The following is a 14,598-nucleotide window of genomic DNA, read 5'->3' as shown; positions in this document are numbered from 1 at the left end:
CCCAAAAGACTGCGCAGTTCCCCGCGCCCCTAGGTCTTTAGGCCTTTAGGGGCGCGGGGAACTGCGCGACCAGCCCCCACCCACCCGCACCCGACAACACAACCCCACGGGGTCTGGGGCGGAGCCCCAGGGGACGGGACGGGTAGGGGCGGCGGGGGCGAAGAAAGCTGCTACTCGACGATCAGCTCGACCGGAATGTTGCCCCGGGTCGCGTTGGAGTACGGGCACACCTGGTGAGCCTGCTCGATCAGCTTGCGACCGGTCTCGGCGTCCACGGACTCAGGCAGCTCCACCCGCAGCGTGACAGCAAGGGCGAAGCCCTCCCCCTGCTTGCCGATACCGACCTCCGCAGTCACCGCCGCGTCACTGACATCGACCTTCGCCATACGACCGACCACACCGAGCGCACTGGCGAAACAGGCCGAGTAACCGGCGGCGAACAGCTGCTCCGGGTTCGTGCCCTGACCGTTGCCGCCCATCTCCACCGGTATACCGAGCTCCAGGTCGAGCTTGCCGTCGGAGCTGTAGGCCCGGCCGTCACGGCCGTGGGTGGCGGTGGCGACAGCGGTGTAGAGCGCGTCCATGAAAACCATCCCTCTCAGGGTCAACGTCGTATCGGCGGGCCCTGACCGGCCCCCCTCACGACCGCAACTATGGCACACAATTCAGTTGTGCACAACTAAATGACGCACCCAAGGTATCCTGGACGCATGACCACGACGCCCGACGAGGACTTCCTCCGCCTCGACCAGCAGATCTGCTTCTCCCTGAACGCGGCCTCCCGCGCCTTCGGCGGCGTGTACCGGGTCGTGCTGAAGGACCTGGGGCTCACGTACCCGCAGTACCTGGTCATGCTCGTCCTGTGGGAGCACGGAGACCTGCCCGTGAAGAAGGTCGGCGAGCACCTGCGGCTCGACTCCGGCACGCTGTCGCCGCTGCTGAAGCGACTGGAGGCGGCCGGCCTCGTACGGCGTGAGCGCAGTGCGCACGACGAGCGGTCCGTGGTGGTCGGACTCACGGACGAGGGCACGGCCATGCGCGAGCAGGCACTGCGCGTACCGCGCCGGATCGCCGCCGCGACGACCTTCGAGCTGGACGAGATCCTCGAACTGCGCGCCCGGCTCGACAAGCTCACGAACGCACTGGACGCGGCGGCCCTGGACGAGACCCCGGGCTGCGGCGCGTAACCACCGCCCACCCGCGCGCCACACACCACAGGGCACTCACATCATCGGAGCCCTCCGCACATACAGCCGCAGAATCGATCCCTTCCGTACGAACTCCGCCTGCGGCACGAACTCCTCGCCCACGACGGTGAGTTTGACCCGCTCGGTCGGATCGCTCGGATACCAGGCCGACTTCAGCGCGTACGGCTCGGCCACCACCCACACGCGGTCCAGGCCGGCAAGTCTGCGGCGCAGCTCGTCCGGGCCGGTCTCGCGCCCGTAGAGCGTGCCGGAGACGGGCGCGGGCTCCGCCAGCGCGATGTCGCGCGTGCCCTGGAACCCCTTCGGGTACGCCAGCGCGGAGCGCCTGCCGAGCGACGGCAGGAAGAGCACGGAGTCGCCGGGGCTCATCCGCTGGGCGGCCGCGGCCGAGACCACGGCGAGGTTGTCGGGGCGGCGGGCGGGGTCCCGGTCCTCCCGGAGAACGGGGAGCTGCGAGACGAAGGCGAGGGTGATGGCCAGCACGCCGGCCAGCGTGGCGGCGTACGGCACACGGACGCCTCGTACGAAACCGAGACCGGAATCGGAATCGGAATCGGCACCGCCACCAGCACCGGCACCCGAACCGGCACCAGCGCCCGGACCTGCACCGGGACCAAGACCAACACCAGGGCCACCCCCCACCCCCCGCATCAGGCCATCGGTCTCGCGCCGCGCGAGCCCCACCCGCCGTGCCGCCAGGATCAGCCGTTCCGCCCCCGCCGCCGCCAGCAACGGCGCCCCGGCCAGCGCGTACAGCACATAGCGGTCGTCGTAGAGCGGCCAGTGGCGTGAGACCGCGATGAGGACCGCGGGCGGGAGGAGGAGCAGCGGCAGGGCGACCGTGGGGACGGAGAGTTCGCCGCGGCGGGCGGGCGGGGTGAAGGGGAAGCGCAGGGCGAGGGCGATCAGCAGCAGATACGGGCCGAGGACCAGCTGGGTCGGGCCGGTGAAGGAGCGCAGCAGGCGTTCGACGGTGCCGCCGCCCGGGGGCCGGAGCCAGGCGACCTGGTCCGCCTGGCCGCTGGAGATCAGGGCGAGCGGAAGGAGGACGAGGAGTACGGCACCCGCGGCGCAGGCCCAGTCGCGCCACACGCGGCGGGGCATGCGGGCGAGGGCCAGGGTGGCGGCGTGCGCGAGCAGGATCAGTACCGCGAACTCGTGCAGCAGGACGGTGACGGCGACGACCCCTCCGTACGCGCACCAGCCGACCACGCGCGCGTGCCGGGCGAGCCGGCCCACGGGCGCGTCTTCCTGATCCCCGCCCCCGCCCCCGCTCCCGATTCCGTCCCGGCCCCCGCTCCCGTCCGCGTCGGCCGTCGCCGCCCGCGCCAGCAGCAGCGTCGATGCCGTGACCCCGGCGGCGACCAGCGCGTACGAACGGCCCTCCTGGGCGAAGTGCCCGGCCATCGGGGTCACGGCGTACAGCAGGCCCGCCCACAGGCCGACCCTCGGGCGGGCCAGCCGGGCGCCCAGGGCCGCGACCAGGCCCGCAGTCGCGGCGGCCGCGCAGAGCGAGGGGACGCGCAGGGCGACCTCTCCGGGGTGGAGGGCGAGAACGGGGTGCATGAGGAGGTAGTAGAGGCCGTGCACCGCGTCCACGGAGTGCAGCAGCTGCCAGATCTGCGGGAGCGAGCGCCGGGCCACCTGGAAGGTGACCGCCTCGTCGCGCCACATCCCGCCACGATCGATCCCCCAGAGACCGATCCCGAACATGACGAGTACGGGTACGAGCACGGCGACGGCAACCTGCGGGCGCTTGACGACCATGCACCAGATTTTGTGCTATTAGTCAGCCTTCACACGTGATTGACCCGTCATCAGACGTTATGTGCCTTCTTGCGGCTTACGATCCGTCGGGTGAAGCCCTGGATGAAGCCCCGTCTCCTCCCCGTCGCCGTCGGCTGGCTCACCACCCGCGCCCTGATGCTCTGGCTGCTCGCCCGGGACGGGCACGCCCCACTGGGCATCGGCGGTGTCGCGCGCGAGGTGCACCAGTTGTACGCCCGCTGGTTCGGCGTGCTCGCCCACGGCACGTTCCCCTCGGGCGACCGGCTGTGGCAGTACCCGCCGGGCGCGGGCCCGGTCCTGTTGTCCCCCGGGCTGCTGCCGGGGCTGACGTACTTCCAGGCGTTCGTGCTCCTGGCGCTCGCCGCCGACGCCCTGGTCGCCGTCGCCCTCACGCGCGCGGGCACCCGGACGGGCCGCAGCCTGCGCGGCGCGGCCCTGTGGATCGCGGGTCTGCCCCTCCTCCTGCACCTCCCGCTCGCCCGCTACGACGTGCAGGTCACCGCCCTTGCCGTCATCGCCCTGTTGACGTTTTCGCGCTCCACGCGCGCGTGCGGCGTCTTCGCGGCGCTGGGCGCCCTCGTGAAGGTGTGGCCCGCGCTGATCCTGATCGGCACCCCCAGGGGGCGTACGACGAGGGAGGTGTGGACCTCGGCGGCCGTCACCGCGGGCGTGCTGCTCCTCGCGCTCGCCGCCCTCTTCCGCCACCCCTTCGACTTCGTACGCCAGCAGGGCGGCCGGGGCGTGCAGATCGAGTCGCTCGGCGGAACGGCCCTGTCCTTCGCGCGGCACGCCGGCTGGGCGGGGCAGGTGCGCTACCGGTACGGGGCGATGGAGTTCACGGGGCCGTACGTCGGCACGATCGCCGCGGGGTCGCTGGCACTCACCGTCGCCGCGTTCGGGGCCCTGCTGCTGTGGCGCCTGCGGGCCCGGCACTGGACGCCGGCGACCCCGTACGACGCCGCGCTCTGTGCCGTGCTCCTGTTCACCGTGACGAGCCGGGTGATCAGCCCCCAGTACCTGGTGTGGCTGCTCGGGCTGGCCGCGGTGTGTCTGACCTCGCGGCACACCTCGCAGCGTCCGGTGGCCGTGCTGATCATGGCGGCCGCGGCGGCCAGCGCCCTCGCGTATCCCGTCCTGTACAGGGACGTCATGGACTGCACCTGGACCGGCACCCTGCTGATGTTCGTCCGCAACGGACTGCTCGTCGGGGCCGCGGCGCTCTCCTTCCGCCGCCTGTGGACCGCCGGGATCCGGCCGGCCGGCGTCCGGTCCGCGGGAATTCGATCAGCGGAGACGGAACCCTCACACAATTCCCGTCATCTTCCCCACGAGACAGTAAGTACCTCTTAACGGAAAATTACCTACACCAGCCACTATTTCGCCCTGTGGAAGCCATGCGACCCCTCCAAGCCATACCTCCCCACCAGTCACAGGTGTGCGTCGTGGTCATCGGGTACGACGACGCCGCCCATGTGACGGACGCGGTGCGCTCGGCCCTCGCGCAGGGGCCCGCCGTCCGGGAGGTCATCGCCGTGGACGACTGCTCGGCCGACGGCAGCGCTGATCTCCTGGACCGCCTCGCCCTCGACGAACCGCGCCTGAGGGTGCTCCGCCGCAAGGTCAACAGCGGCGGTTGCGGCAGCCCCCGCAACGACGGCATCGACGCCGCCACGGCCCCGTACGTGATGTTCCTGGACAGCGACGACGTCCTGCCGCCCGGTGCCGTGGACGCGCTCCTCGACGCGGCCGCCGGGCGCGGGGCCGAGGTCGCCGCCGGTCTGTGTGTGCGCCGCGAGCTGCCGTCCGGCCGCGAGGTCCCCTGGCAGCCCGAGCTGTACGCCAGGGCCGCCCTGGTGAAGCACCCGTCCCGCCGCACCCACCTGGTCCACGACACGCTCTGCGTCAACAAGCTCTACCGCACCGACTTCCTGCGCGAGCACGGCATCCGCTTCCCCGCGGGACGCTTCCCCTACGAGGACTTCGTCTTCACCGCGCGCGTGCTGGCCGCCGGTCCGCGTATCGCGCTGATCCCGGACACCGTGTACGTCTGGCACGTGCGCCGCGGCGCCGAGCGGCTGTCGATCTCGCTGGACCGGGCGGGCGTCGGCAACTGGCGGTCCAGGATCACCGCCCACGCCCTCTCGTACGACATCCTCCTGGCCGCCGGTGAGAAGCGGCTGGCGCGGGCGACGCGGGCGCGGTTCCTCGACCACTCGCTGCGGATGTACGCGCGCGAGCTCGACCGGCGCGGTCCCGAGTACCGGCGCGAGTGGTGGGTCCTCACGCGCGCGTACCTCGCGATGTTCGACGCGGGGGACCTCGCGCTCGCGCCGGCGCCGGGACGGGTCGTCGCACAGGTCGTGACGGCCTCCGAGGAGCCCCGCGACCTGACCCGCGTCAAGGAGGTCGCGGCGCGCCCGGCCCGGCTGCGGCCGCCGTACGCACGGCTCGCGGACGGTACGCCGGTCTGGTCCGCGGATCTGACGCAAGTGACTCTGGAACACCTCCTGTTCCGGCCCGTACGCCTCCTCCCTGTGGCCGTCGACGCGGAACTGCGGCCCCGCGCGCGTGCCACCCGGCTGCGGCTGCGCCTGCACGAGCTGTACGGGCGGATGGCGGACGCGGCGCCGGCGACCGTGGACGCCGAGTTCGTGAACCGGCACGACGGGGCGGTCGGGCTCACGGTGACGGCGGAGTTCCTTCCGGACGACCTCGATCCGGTCGACGTCGTCACGGGCGGCGACGGGGGCACCGACTCCTGGACGGCCGAGGCGTCCTTCGACCTCGCGGCGCTCGGCTCCGGCACCTGGGACCTGCGCCTTCGCCTGCGCTTCCACGACGGCACGAGCCGCGAGACCACCGCGCACGCCGTCGCGGGCCCGGGCCTGCTGCGCCGGTCCGTCGTGCGCAACGGCAGGCACGGGCTGCTGCTCGTCCAGCCGTACGCGACCCACGCGGGCTCGCTCGCGCTGCGACTGGCGCCCGGTTGGCGTGGAATGACCACCGTGGTGGGCCGCAGAATGAGGCGTTTGCTTCACTGACAGTCGGCTCGACCGACTGACACGAACCGACACACGAGGGGACGGCCGATACATGACCTGGCTGATCACCGGCGGCGCCGGCTACATCGGGGCGCACGTCGTCCGTGCGATGACCGAGGCGGGCGAACGGGCCGTGGTGTACGACGACTTGTCCACCGGGATCGCCGAGCGGGTGCCCGACGGGGTGCCGCTGGTCGTCGGCTCGACCCTGGACGGGGAGCGGGTGGCCCGGGCGCTCAAGGACCACGCCGTCACGGGTGTCGTCCATCTGGCGGCGAAGAAGCAGGTCGGCGAGTCCGTGGACCTGCCGCTGCACTACTACCGCGAGAACGTCGAGGGGCTGCGGGTGCTGCTGCAGGCGGTCACGGCCGCCGCGGTGCCGTCCTTCGTGTTCTCGTCCTCCGCGGCGGTGTACGGCATGCCGGACGTCAACCTCGTGACCGAGGAGACACCCTGTGTACCGATGAGCCCGTACGGCGAGACCAAGCTGGCGGGCGAGTGGCTGGTCCGCGCCACGGGCCGCGCCCACGGCCTGTCGACGGCCTCCCTGCGCTACTTCAACGTGGCGGGCGCGGCGACGCCGGAGCTGGCCGACACGGGCGTCTTCAACCTGATCCCCATGGTCTTCGAGAAGCTCACGGAGGGGGCACCCCCGCGGGTCTTCGGCGACGACTACCCGACCCCCGACGGCACGTGCGTCCGCGACTACATCCATGTCTCCGACCTCGCGGAGGCCCATGTGGCGGCCGCCCGCCGGCTGGCAGCCGCTCCCGGCACGGACCTGACCCTCAACATCGGCCGCGGTGAGGGCGTCTCCGTCCGCGAGATGATCGACCGGATCAACGAGGTCACCGGCTACACGCTCGCCCCGTCCGCCACCCCGCGCCGGCCCGGTGACCCGCCCCGCGTCGTCGCCTCCGCCGACCGCATCGCCGCGGAACTGGCCTGGAAGGCCAAGTACGACGTCCACGACATGATCACGTCGGCCTGGGAGGGGTGGGTACGGCTCCACCCCGAGGCCCGACGGGCTCAGGGATCAGGTTCCTAGGACCGGGATCGGAAAACGCACTCGCCGCGGTCCGGACATCGTCCGGGGCCGCGGCGAGTGCCTGACGGGTGTACTGACGGGATCCGTCAGAGCTTGTCCATGCGGGTGTAGGGGCTGACGATACGGGCCTGGCGGGAGCCGAAGTCGACGAGCATCGCGATGCCCTCCTCGACGCCGACGATCCTGCCCAGGCCGAACTGGTCGTGCGTAACACGGTCACCCAGGGCGAAGTGCTTGGCGACCGGGACAACCGGAGCTTTGAAGGGACTGGTGGACAGGTGGCGCCGGGGCGCGGATGGCTTCGTCATCGTCAGTCCAGTATGCGCCCCCGAGGGCCTCGAAAGTGAGGCCCGGATGACAACGATCCGGACGCTACGGGGTTGACGCCCCTTGCCGGGGCACCCCCCAAGGGGGGCCGAGCTGCGACGATACGCGGCTCCCTGGCATGAACGGGACCAGTCTCGGCCGACTTCCACAACCCGCACGTGGACCCGGACTTCGTGACCCGGCGGCGCCATTTCGACACCCTTCGACGCCCTTCAGCCGCCTTTACAACATCCTTACAACGCCTTGAGCGCCTCTGCCGTGGCCCGGGCCAGGCTCTCCAGGTACCCCTTCGGCAGTTTGGGGCTGCGGATCACCACCGAGCGCCAGTACAGCGGCCCGGAGATCAGGTCGAGCGCCAGCTCGTCGTCGATGCCCATCCGGACCTCGCCGCGCCGCTCCGCCGCGGCCACGATGCCGCTGGCGACGCCCTCCTGCCCCTCCCGCAGAGCCTTCTGCATGGCCTCGGCGATGTCCGGGTTGCGGGCGGCCTCGGCCTGGAGGTCGGGGATGATCTGCGAGGCGACAGGGTGACGCAGGGCCCGTGACGTGACCTCGTACAGGAGACGCAGGTCGCCCTCCAGGGTGCCCGTGTCGGGTGCCGGCAGCCCCTGCACGGCGACGGCCGACACCAGGTCGAGCACCAGGTGCAGCTTGGAACGCCACCGGCGGTACACCGCGGTCTTTCCCACGCCCGCGCGGCGCGCGATCCCCTCGATGGACATCCGCGCGTATCCGACGGCCGCGAGCTCCTCGAAGACGGCCGCCCTGATGGCCTCCGTCACGTCCTCCCGGAGCACCGCCGCCCCGGCGGGAGTCCGGCGGCGCGGCTGCTGCGGGCTCTCTGGGGCCCCTTCGGCGTTCGTCGGGGTCCCGTCGGCGTTCGTCGTCATGCCGAACAGCATAGGGGCGTCACGACGAAACGGTTGCGTTCCGACGTGGGATCGATCTACGCTCACGTTACGACGATACGGTTCCGTCCCGACGTAAAGAGGGTCCCAGGTACGGGCAAAGACGGGCCCGTAGCGACGTAAAAGAAGCGTTCGCACACCCCTCCCACGAGCCCCGCGCTCCGAGCGAAAGCAGCGGATGTGAGTCAGGTCCTCCACACACCGCCCCCGGCACCCGACCCGGTGCCGGCATCGGCCGTCCCGCCCGACGACGCCGAGGCGCTGGCCGCCCGTTACGGCCTCACGGTCAGCGGCGCCCGCCCCTCACTGCCCGCGTACGTCCGCCAGTTGTGGGCGCGGCGGCACTTCATCACGGCGTTCGCGACAGCCAAGCTCACCGCCCAGTACAGCCAGGCGAAGCTCGGCCAGGTCTGGCAGGTGGCCACGCCCCTGCTGAACGCGGCGGTCTACTACTTCATCTTCGGCGAGCTCATGGGCACGAGCCGCGGCGTACCGGACTACATCCCGTTCCTGGTCACCGGCGTCTTCGTGTGGACGTTCACCCAGAGCTCGATCATGGCGGGCACCCGGGCGATCTCCGGCAGCCTCGGCCTGGTGCGCGCCCTGCACTTCCCGCGGGCCGCGCTCCCGGTGTCGTACGCGCTGCAACAGCTCCAGCAGTTGCTGTTCTCGATGGCCGCGCTGTTCGTGATCCTGCTCTGCGTCGGTGTGCCCGTCAGTGTGTCCTGGCTCCTGGCCGTTCCCGCCCTGGCACTGCAGTTCGTGTTCAACGCGGGCGTGGCGATGATCATGGCCCGAATGGGCGCGAAGACACCCGACATCGCACAGCTGATGCCGTTCGTGCTGCGCACCTGGATGTACGTGTCCGGTGTCATGTGGAGCATCGACAAGGTGCTCACCGCCCACCAGGACATGCCGCACATCGTGCTGCTCGCCCTGGAGTGCAACCCGGCCGCGGTCTACATCGACCTCATGCGGTTCGCGCTCATCGACACCTTCCACGCGAGCCAGCTGCCCCACCACGTGTGGGCGCTCGCGGTCGGCTGGGCGCTGCTCGCCGGCGTCGGCGGCTTCATCTACTTCTGGAAGGCAGAGGAGACGTACGGCCGTGGCTGATCCCGACAACGCACCCGTCCCGACGGTCGTCGTCGACCGCGTCGACATCGTCTACCGCGTCAACGGCACGGGGGCCGGCCGCGGCAGCGCCACCGCGGCCCTCAATCGCATCCTGCGCCGGAGGAAGACCGAACAGGCCTCGGGTGTGCGGAAGGTGCACGCCGTGAAGGCGGTCTCCTTCACGGCGTACCGGGGAGAGGCCATCGGACTCATCGGCACGAACGGGTCCGGAAAGTCCACGCTGCTCAAGGCCGTCGCCGGACTCCTCCCGGTGGAGCACGGGCGGATCTTCACGGACGGGCAGCCCTCGCTGCTCGGTGTGAACGCCGCCCTGATGAACGACCTGACCGGCGAGCGCAACGTCCATCTCGGCGGCCTCGCCATGGGAATGTCCCGGGAACAGGTGCGCGAGCGGTATCAGGAGATCGTCGACTTCTCCGGCATCAACGAGAAGGGCGACTTCATCACGCTGCCCATGCGGACGTACTCGTCCGGAATGGCCGCGCGGCTCCGTTTCTCCATCGCCGCGGCCAAGGACCACGACGTGCTGATGATCGACGAGGCCCTGGCCACGGGGGACCGCTCCTTTCAGAAGCGCTCCGAGGCTCGGATCCGGGAGCTGCGGAAGAGTGCGGGGACGGTCTTTCTTGTGAGCCACAACAACAAGTCGATCCGGGACACGTGCGACCGGGTGCTGTGGCTGGAGCGGGGGGAGCTGCGGATGGACGGGCCCACGGAGGAAGTACTGAAGGAGTACGAGAAGTTCACCGGAGGTGGGGGCAAAGCCCCCTGAGGGGCGCCGGGATCAGCGTTCGAGGAAGCTGAACAGGTCCTCCCACCTGTTCACGATCTCGGTCGTCGTGTATCGCTGGATGTTGACGCGGGCCCGGTCGCCCATCCTGTCCCGCAGCTCCTTGTCGGACATCAACGTGTCGAGTCGGCGGGCCAGTTCACCGGTGTTGCCCAGGGTGGCGAGCAGCCCGTCCTCGCCGTCGTGGACGATCTCGTGGACGCCGGGGGCGCAGTCGAAGGCGGCGCAGGGCACGGCGGTCGCCATGGCCTCCATGAGGGCGAGCGGGAAGCCCTCGCCGCGGGAGGACTGGACGAAGACGGACCCGCCGCGCAAGGCGCCCGGCACATCGCTCGTACGCCCCATCCAGTCCACGGAGTTGTCGAGCCCGAGAGCCGTGCACTGCTTCTTCAGGATCTCCTCGTCCTCGCCCGAGCCATAGATGCGCAGCCGCCAGTCGGGGTGGCGCGGCGCGACCTCCGCCCAGGTGTCGAGGAGCATGTCGATGCCCTTCTGGTCGTGCAGCCGGCCGATGCTGACGACCGCCTTCTCGGTGCGCGGCGAGGGCACCTCGGGCATGAACGGCAGCGGATTCGGCAGATACGACGCGTTGTTCATGCCCTGTCCGATCCACAGGTCGGCGTCCTCGCGGGTCAGCGCCAGCATGCGGTCGACGTCCTTGTAGTACTTCCGAACCCGCTGGAAGCGCGAGGACGCCCTCGAGTACTCGAAGGACTCGTGGCTCATCCCGATCACGGTCAGCCCTCGGGTGTCGGCCTGCGCGACCCACTCCATGGCCCACACCTGCGTGACGATGACGACCGCGCCGGGCCGGGCCGCCCGGAACAGCGCGGTGAGCCTGACGGCCTGCTCGCGCATGCTCGCCTCACGCGCCCGGCCGGGCCGCGGCGGCTGCCCGGCGTACAACGTCGTCATCGGATAGGGCACTTCGCCGAGTTCCTGCACGACGCCGGGCGGGGTGATGCCGACGACGTGGACGCGATGCCCGCGCCCGGTGAGGAGCCGGGCCATCTGGTGCGACCAACTGGTCACTCCGCCCAGCTCATTGACACTGTTGGAGACGAAGAAGACGTCCCGCTGCGGATCGGTGCTCACGAGGGTCATCCACGCCTCCACTGCGCGAAGAACTGGTCGACGATGCTCTGGGCGGCGTTCCCCTTGTCGTACTCGCCGAACTCCGCCACGAACCCCTCCCGCGCCTCCGCGTACTTCACGGCCTGTTCGTCCAGGGAGGCGAGGGCGGTGTGCAGTTCGTCCTCGGTGTGGACGACCGGTCCCGGCGCCCGTTCCAGCAGGTCGAAGTAGGTGCCGCGGCCCTCGTGCACGTACTCCTCGTAGTCGTACGCGAAGAAGAACATCGGCCGGCCGAGGAGCGCGTAGTCGAACATCACGGACGAGTAGTCGGTGATCAGCCCGTCGGCGAGCGCGAGCAGCGGGGTCACGTCGTGGTGTGCGGATACGTCGATGACGCGCCCGCGAACGGACGGCGGGAGCACGACGTGGTTGAGGTAGTGCGAGCGCACGAGCAGGACGTACCGGTCGCCGAACGTGTCGGCGAACCGCTCCACGTCGAAGGGCAGCTCGAACCGCCGCTGCCTGCCCCCGTGTTGCCGGAAGGTGGGCGCGTACAGCAACACGGCCTTGTCGTCGGGAATCCCCAACTCGGCGGCGAGCGCCCCGCGTTCGCGAAGGCCGACTTCCTCTTCTCTCCTCCTGGCCCGCACGAGATCGTCGTTGCGGGGATAACCGACCCGCAGCAGCGTCTTCTCCTTGAGGCGGAACGCCCGGGCGAGGGTGCGTACATCGTGCTCGGAGCGGATCAGGAACCGGTCGAAACGGTCGAGGGTGCGCTGCTGTTCGGCCTGCTCGGGCCGGGTCCTGAGCTTCCACTCGGGCTCGTCGAAGCCCATCCGTTTGAGAGCCGAGCCGTGCCAGGTCTGGATGTAGGTCGTCTCGGGCCGCTTGGTGAGCTTGAGCGGATAGCTCTGGTTGTCGACCCAGAACTCGGCCTGCGCGAGCGCCTTCAGATAGGGCAGCGACCAGCGGCGTACGAGAGTGGCGTCGGCCGGAAACCCTGAAGGGCTGCTCCCCGTGTACGACCACACGGCCTCGAAGTCGAGCCCCTGGCGCCGCATCTCCTCGTAGATCGCCTTCGGGCTGTCGCTGTACTGCCGGCCCAGGTGGCTCTCGAAGACGACGAGCCCCTTCTTCACGGGCAGCCGGCTGAACACCTCGTGGTAGAGGCGGATCTTGGTGTCACCCGAGGTGAGCTTCCTGCGCACCTCCTTCGCCTTCCGGTACCCGGACTTGGCGAACCGGCCGGGCACGCCCCGCACACCCCGCTCGACGAGCGCGTCCACCTTCTCGCGGGTCACGATCCGGAAGGAGAGATGGCCGCGCGAGGAGATCTCGGGCGTGACGTGGTCGGCGACCAGCCGGGTGAGCCGGGGCCGCACGGGCAACTGCCCGTCCGCCAGCCCGGGTTCGGAAGCAGTGAGGCGGGTGGTGGTCCGTACACCGTCGACGTCGAGATGCAGCCGTACGTCCCACACCGCGTCCACGATGCCCAGCGGCCGCAGCCCGCGCGCGAGGTCGACCGACGCCTCCCAGGCGATGGCCTCGCCCTCGTGCCGCAGGGTGGCGACGGGGAAGCGGAAGACCTGAAAGCGCACGCCTTTGCGCCGGGCGGCGAACTCCAACTCGCTTCCGAGCCGGGCACCGGGCGGAATGACGCCGAGGGGATTGGTGATGCGCCCGGCGAGCCGAACGGTACCGGCGGCCTCCTCGTACGTGGTCAGGACGTTGCGCAGGAACATCTTCTCGACGGGCTTGGCGTGATAGCCGAGTTCGGTGACGTCGAGGACGTGCCGGGCGAAGTCGCCGTCGCGATCGTCGAGGCGGTGGTCGCCGAAGTGGTCATCGAGGTGGTCGTCGAGATGTTCCGCACACCAGTAGATCCGGCCGTCGCGTTCCACCATCGGCGAGGAGATCTTGTCCCGGTTGGTGAGGGTGTCCACGGCCGGCAGGAGGTTGTCCCAGTCACTCTTCTGCAGCAGATAGGCGCAGATGGCGTGGATGGGCTCCACCTCGTCGAAGGCGGCGCGGTCGATGGACTCCAGGTAGTCGCGCGCGATCGCGGCGAACTCCTCCCGGTAGGAGGCGTCCCGGAACGGCAGGTCACGCAGATGCAGCACCAGGTCGTGCTTGAGGAACTTGACGTCCTTGTGGAACTTCAGCTCCAGCAGGCCCTTGTCGGCGAGGAGTTGATCGACCCGCCGGTGGATCTCCATCCGGTGCGCGAAGTTGGCGATCTCGGCACGCCGGTTGCTGATCGACTTGGTCACGGCCTTGTCGACGACGTTCCAGTCGTAGACGCGGTTCGGGATGAGGGTGATCCGGCGGGCGGCGGCGTAGGCCTGGGCGGAGAAGAGGAGATCTTCGTAGTGAATCCCGACAGGGAAGGCGAGCCCCTGGCTCACCAGAAACTCTCTCCGATAGCACTTGTTCGTCGAGAGGGTGTCGAAGACGAGCAGGTCGGGCAGCTCGGAGATCGACTCCAGGGTGCGGGTGCGGGCGTACAGCCAGGGGTACCACTTGACCTCCTTGCCGTTCCGCGAGTCCACGTGCACCCGCACGCACATCCCGGAGACCAGGTCGGCGCCGGTCGTCTCGGCCGCCTCCAGCATGTTCCGGCAGGCGTTGCGCTCCAGTACGTCGTCGCTGTCGAGGAAGAGGAGGTAGGTGCCGCGCGCCTGGGCGATCCCGTGGTTGCGGGGGGCTCCGCATCCGCCACTGTTCTCGTCGAGCCGGAAGGCCCGCACCCGGCCGGGGTGCTCGCCGGCCAGCCGCCGCGCCACGTCGTACGACCCGTCCGTACTCCGGTCGTCCACGATCACGACCTCGACGTTCCGCAGGGTCTGCTCCAGCACGGAGCGCACGGCTGTGACCAGCCGTGACTCGTCGTTGTAGACGATCACGATCACGGACACGTCCGGTGCGGCGCCCGGCACGGGAAGCGATTCCTCGTTCATCCTATTTATCCTAAGTGTCCCTCACTAAACCCTGTACGGGGTCTAGGCCGCTTGGGGGCCACTTAGGTAGATGTTGATCGAGAGGCCCGGGTTGCTCCGGGGACTGTTTCGCCCCCGCCGCCCCTACCCATTCCCGTCCCCCGGGGCTCCGCCCCAGACCCCGTGGGGGTGCGTTGTCGGGTGCGGGTGCGCTGTGGCTTGTCGCGCAGTTCCCCGCGCCCCTTTTAAGGGGCGCGGGGAACTGCGCAGTCTTTTTGGGGTTGAGGGGGGGCAGCCCCGAGTAATAGTAGGGGAAGGGGAGGGGGGGGGGGGGGGGAAAA

12 protein-coding genes are annotated in these 14,598 nt (G+C 70.1%); 6 read left to right on the top strand and 6 right to left on the bottom strand.

The window, feature by feature from the left end; translation table 11 throughout:
• Window positions 1-170: 170 nt before the first annotated feature.
• Entirely contained in the window at window positions 171-584 is a 414-nt protein-coding gene (locus tag ACFWXQ_RS48615; protein WP_383953002.1) for an organic hydroperoxide resistance protein, read from the bottom strand.
• Window positions 585-710: 126 nt separating this feature from the next.
• On the opposite strand from ACFWXQ_RS48615, the gene ACFWXQ_RS48610 reads away from it, so the two are divergent.
• Entirely contained in the window at window positions 711-1,187 is a 477-nt protein-coding gene (locus ACFWXQ_RS48610; RefSeq protein WP_383952984.1) for a MarR family winged helix-turn-helix transcriptional regulator, read from the top strand.
• A 36-nt stretch (window positions 1,188-1,223) separates the two neighbouring features.
• On the opposite strand, the gene ACFWXQ_RS48605 is transcribed toward ACFWXQ_RS48610, so the two are convergent.
• The gene (locus tag ACFWXQ_RS48605; RefSeq protein ID WP_383952986.1) at window positions 1,224-2,975 is read right to left on the bottom strand and encodes a hypothetical protein; all 1,752 of its coding nucleotides are present in this window, start codon (window positions 2,973-2,975) and stop codon (window positions 1,224-1,226) included.
• Between the two features lie 102 nt (window positions 2,976-3,077).
• On the opposite strand from ACFWXQ_RS48605, the gene ACFWXQ_RS48600 reads away from it, so the two are divergent.
• The 3 genes from ACFWXQ_RS48600 to galE are packed head-to-tail and all read left to right on the top strand — an operon-like array spanning window position 3,078 to window position 7,085.
• Window positions 3,078-4,346: a glycosyltransferase 87 family protein gene (locus ACFWXQ_RS48600; protein WP_383953004.1), complete on the top strand. Its 1,269-nt coding sequence runs from the start codon at window positions 3,078-3,080 to the stop codon at window positions 4,344-4,346.
• A 44-nt stretch (window positions 4,347-4,390) separates the two neighbouring features.
• Complete coding sequence (locus tag ACFWXQ_RS48595) at window positions 4,391-6,037, top strand: glycosyltransferase family 2 protein (protein WP_383952988.1); 1,647 nt, start codon at window positions 4,391-4,393, stop codon at window positions 6,035-6,037.
• A gap of 52 nt (window positions 6,038-6,089) precedes the next feature.
• Window positions 6,090-7,085 carry a UDP-glucose 4-epimerase GalE gene (galE, locus tag ACFWXQ_RS48590; protein WP_383952990.1) on the top strand — a complete coding sequence of 332 codons (996 nt, stop codon included), beginning with the start codon at window positions 6,090-6,092 and terminating at the stop codon, window positions 7,083-7,085.
• An 86-nt stretch (window positions 7,086-7,171) separates the two neighbouring features.
• On the opposite strand, the gene ACFWXQ_RS48585 is transcribed toward galE, so the two are convergent.
• Window positions 7,172-7,393 (bottom strand): hypothetical protein, encoded by a 222-nt coding sequence (locus ACFWXQ_RS48585; protein ID WP_055517933.1) that lies wholly within the window; start codon window positions 7,391-7,393, stop codon window positions 7,172-7,174.
• 252 nt (window positions 7,394-7,645) lie between these two features.
• Window positions 7,646-8,302: a TetR/AcrR family transcriptional regulator gene (locus ACFWXQ_RS48580; RefSeq protein ID WP_383952992.1), complete on the bottom strand. Its 657-nt coding sequence runs from the start codon at window positions 8,300-8,302 to the stop codon at window positions 7,646-7,648.
• A gap of 198 nt (window positions 8,303-8,500) precedes the next feature.
• Here ACFWXQ_RS48580 and ACFWXQ_RS48575 point away from each other — a divergent pair, with 198 nt between their 5' ends.
• Together ACFWXQ_RS48575 and ACFWXQ_RS48570 are read left to right on the top strand one after the other, a co-directional pair.
• The gene (locus ACFWXQ_RS48575; RefSeq protein ID WP_383952994.1) at window positions 8,501-9,436 is read left to right on the top strand and encodes an ABC transporter permease; all 936 of its coding nucleotides are present in this window, start codon (window positions 8,501-8,503) and stop codon (window positions 9,434-9,436) included.
• Entirely contained in the window at window positions 9,429-10,229 is an 801-nt protein-coding gene (locus ACFWXQ_RS48570; protein WP_383952996.1) for an ABC transporter ATP-binding protein, read from the top strand. The genes ACFWXQ_RS48575 and ACFWXQ_RS48570 overlap by 8 nt, the downstream gene beginning before the upstream one ends.
• Before the next feature lie 12 nt (window positions 10,230-10,241).
• On the opposite strand, the gene ACFWXQ_RS48565 is transcribed toward ACFWXQ_RS48570, so the two are convergent.
• Window positions 10,242-11,351, bottom strand: a complete 1,110-nt coding sequence (locus tag ACFWXQ_RS48565) for a glycosyltransferase (RefSeq protein WP_383952998.1) — start codon at window positions 11,349-11,351, stop codon at window positions 10,242-10,244.
• On the bottom strand, window positions 11,348-14,278 hold the full coding sequence (locus tag ACFWXQ_RS48560) for a CDP-glycerol glycerophosphotransferase family protein (RefSeq protein WP_383953000.1): 2,931 nt from the start codon (window positions 14,276-14,278) through the stop codon (window positions 11,348-11,350). The genes ACFWXQ_RS48565 and ACFWXQ_RS48560 overlap by 4 nt, the downstream gene beginning before the upstream one ends.
• Window positions 14,279-14,598: the final 320 nt, after the last annotated feature.

Source organism: Streptomyces sp. NPDC058697 (assembly GCF_042715345.1).
GTDB classification, from domain to species: Bacteria; Actinomycetota; Actinomycetes; order Streptomycetales; family Streptomycetaceae; genus Streptomyces; species Streptomyces liliifuscus.
This window is presented reverse-complemented; position numbering and strand designations above follow the sequence as displayed.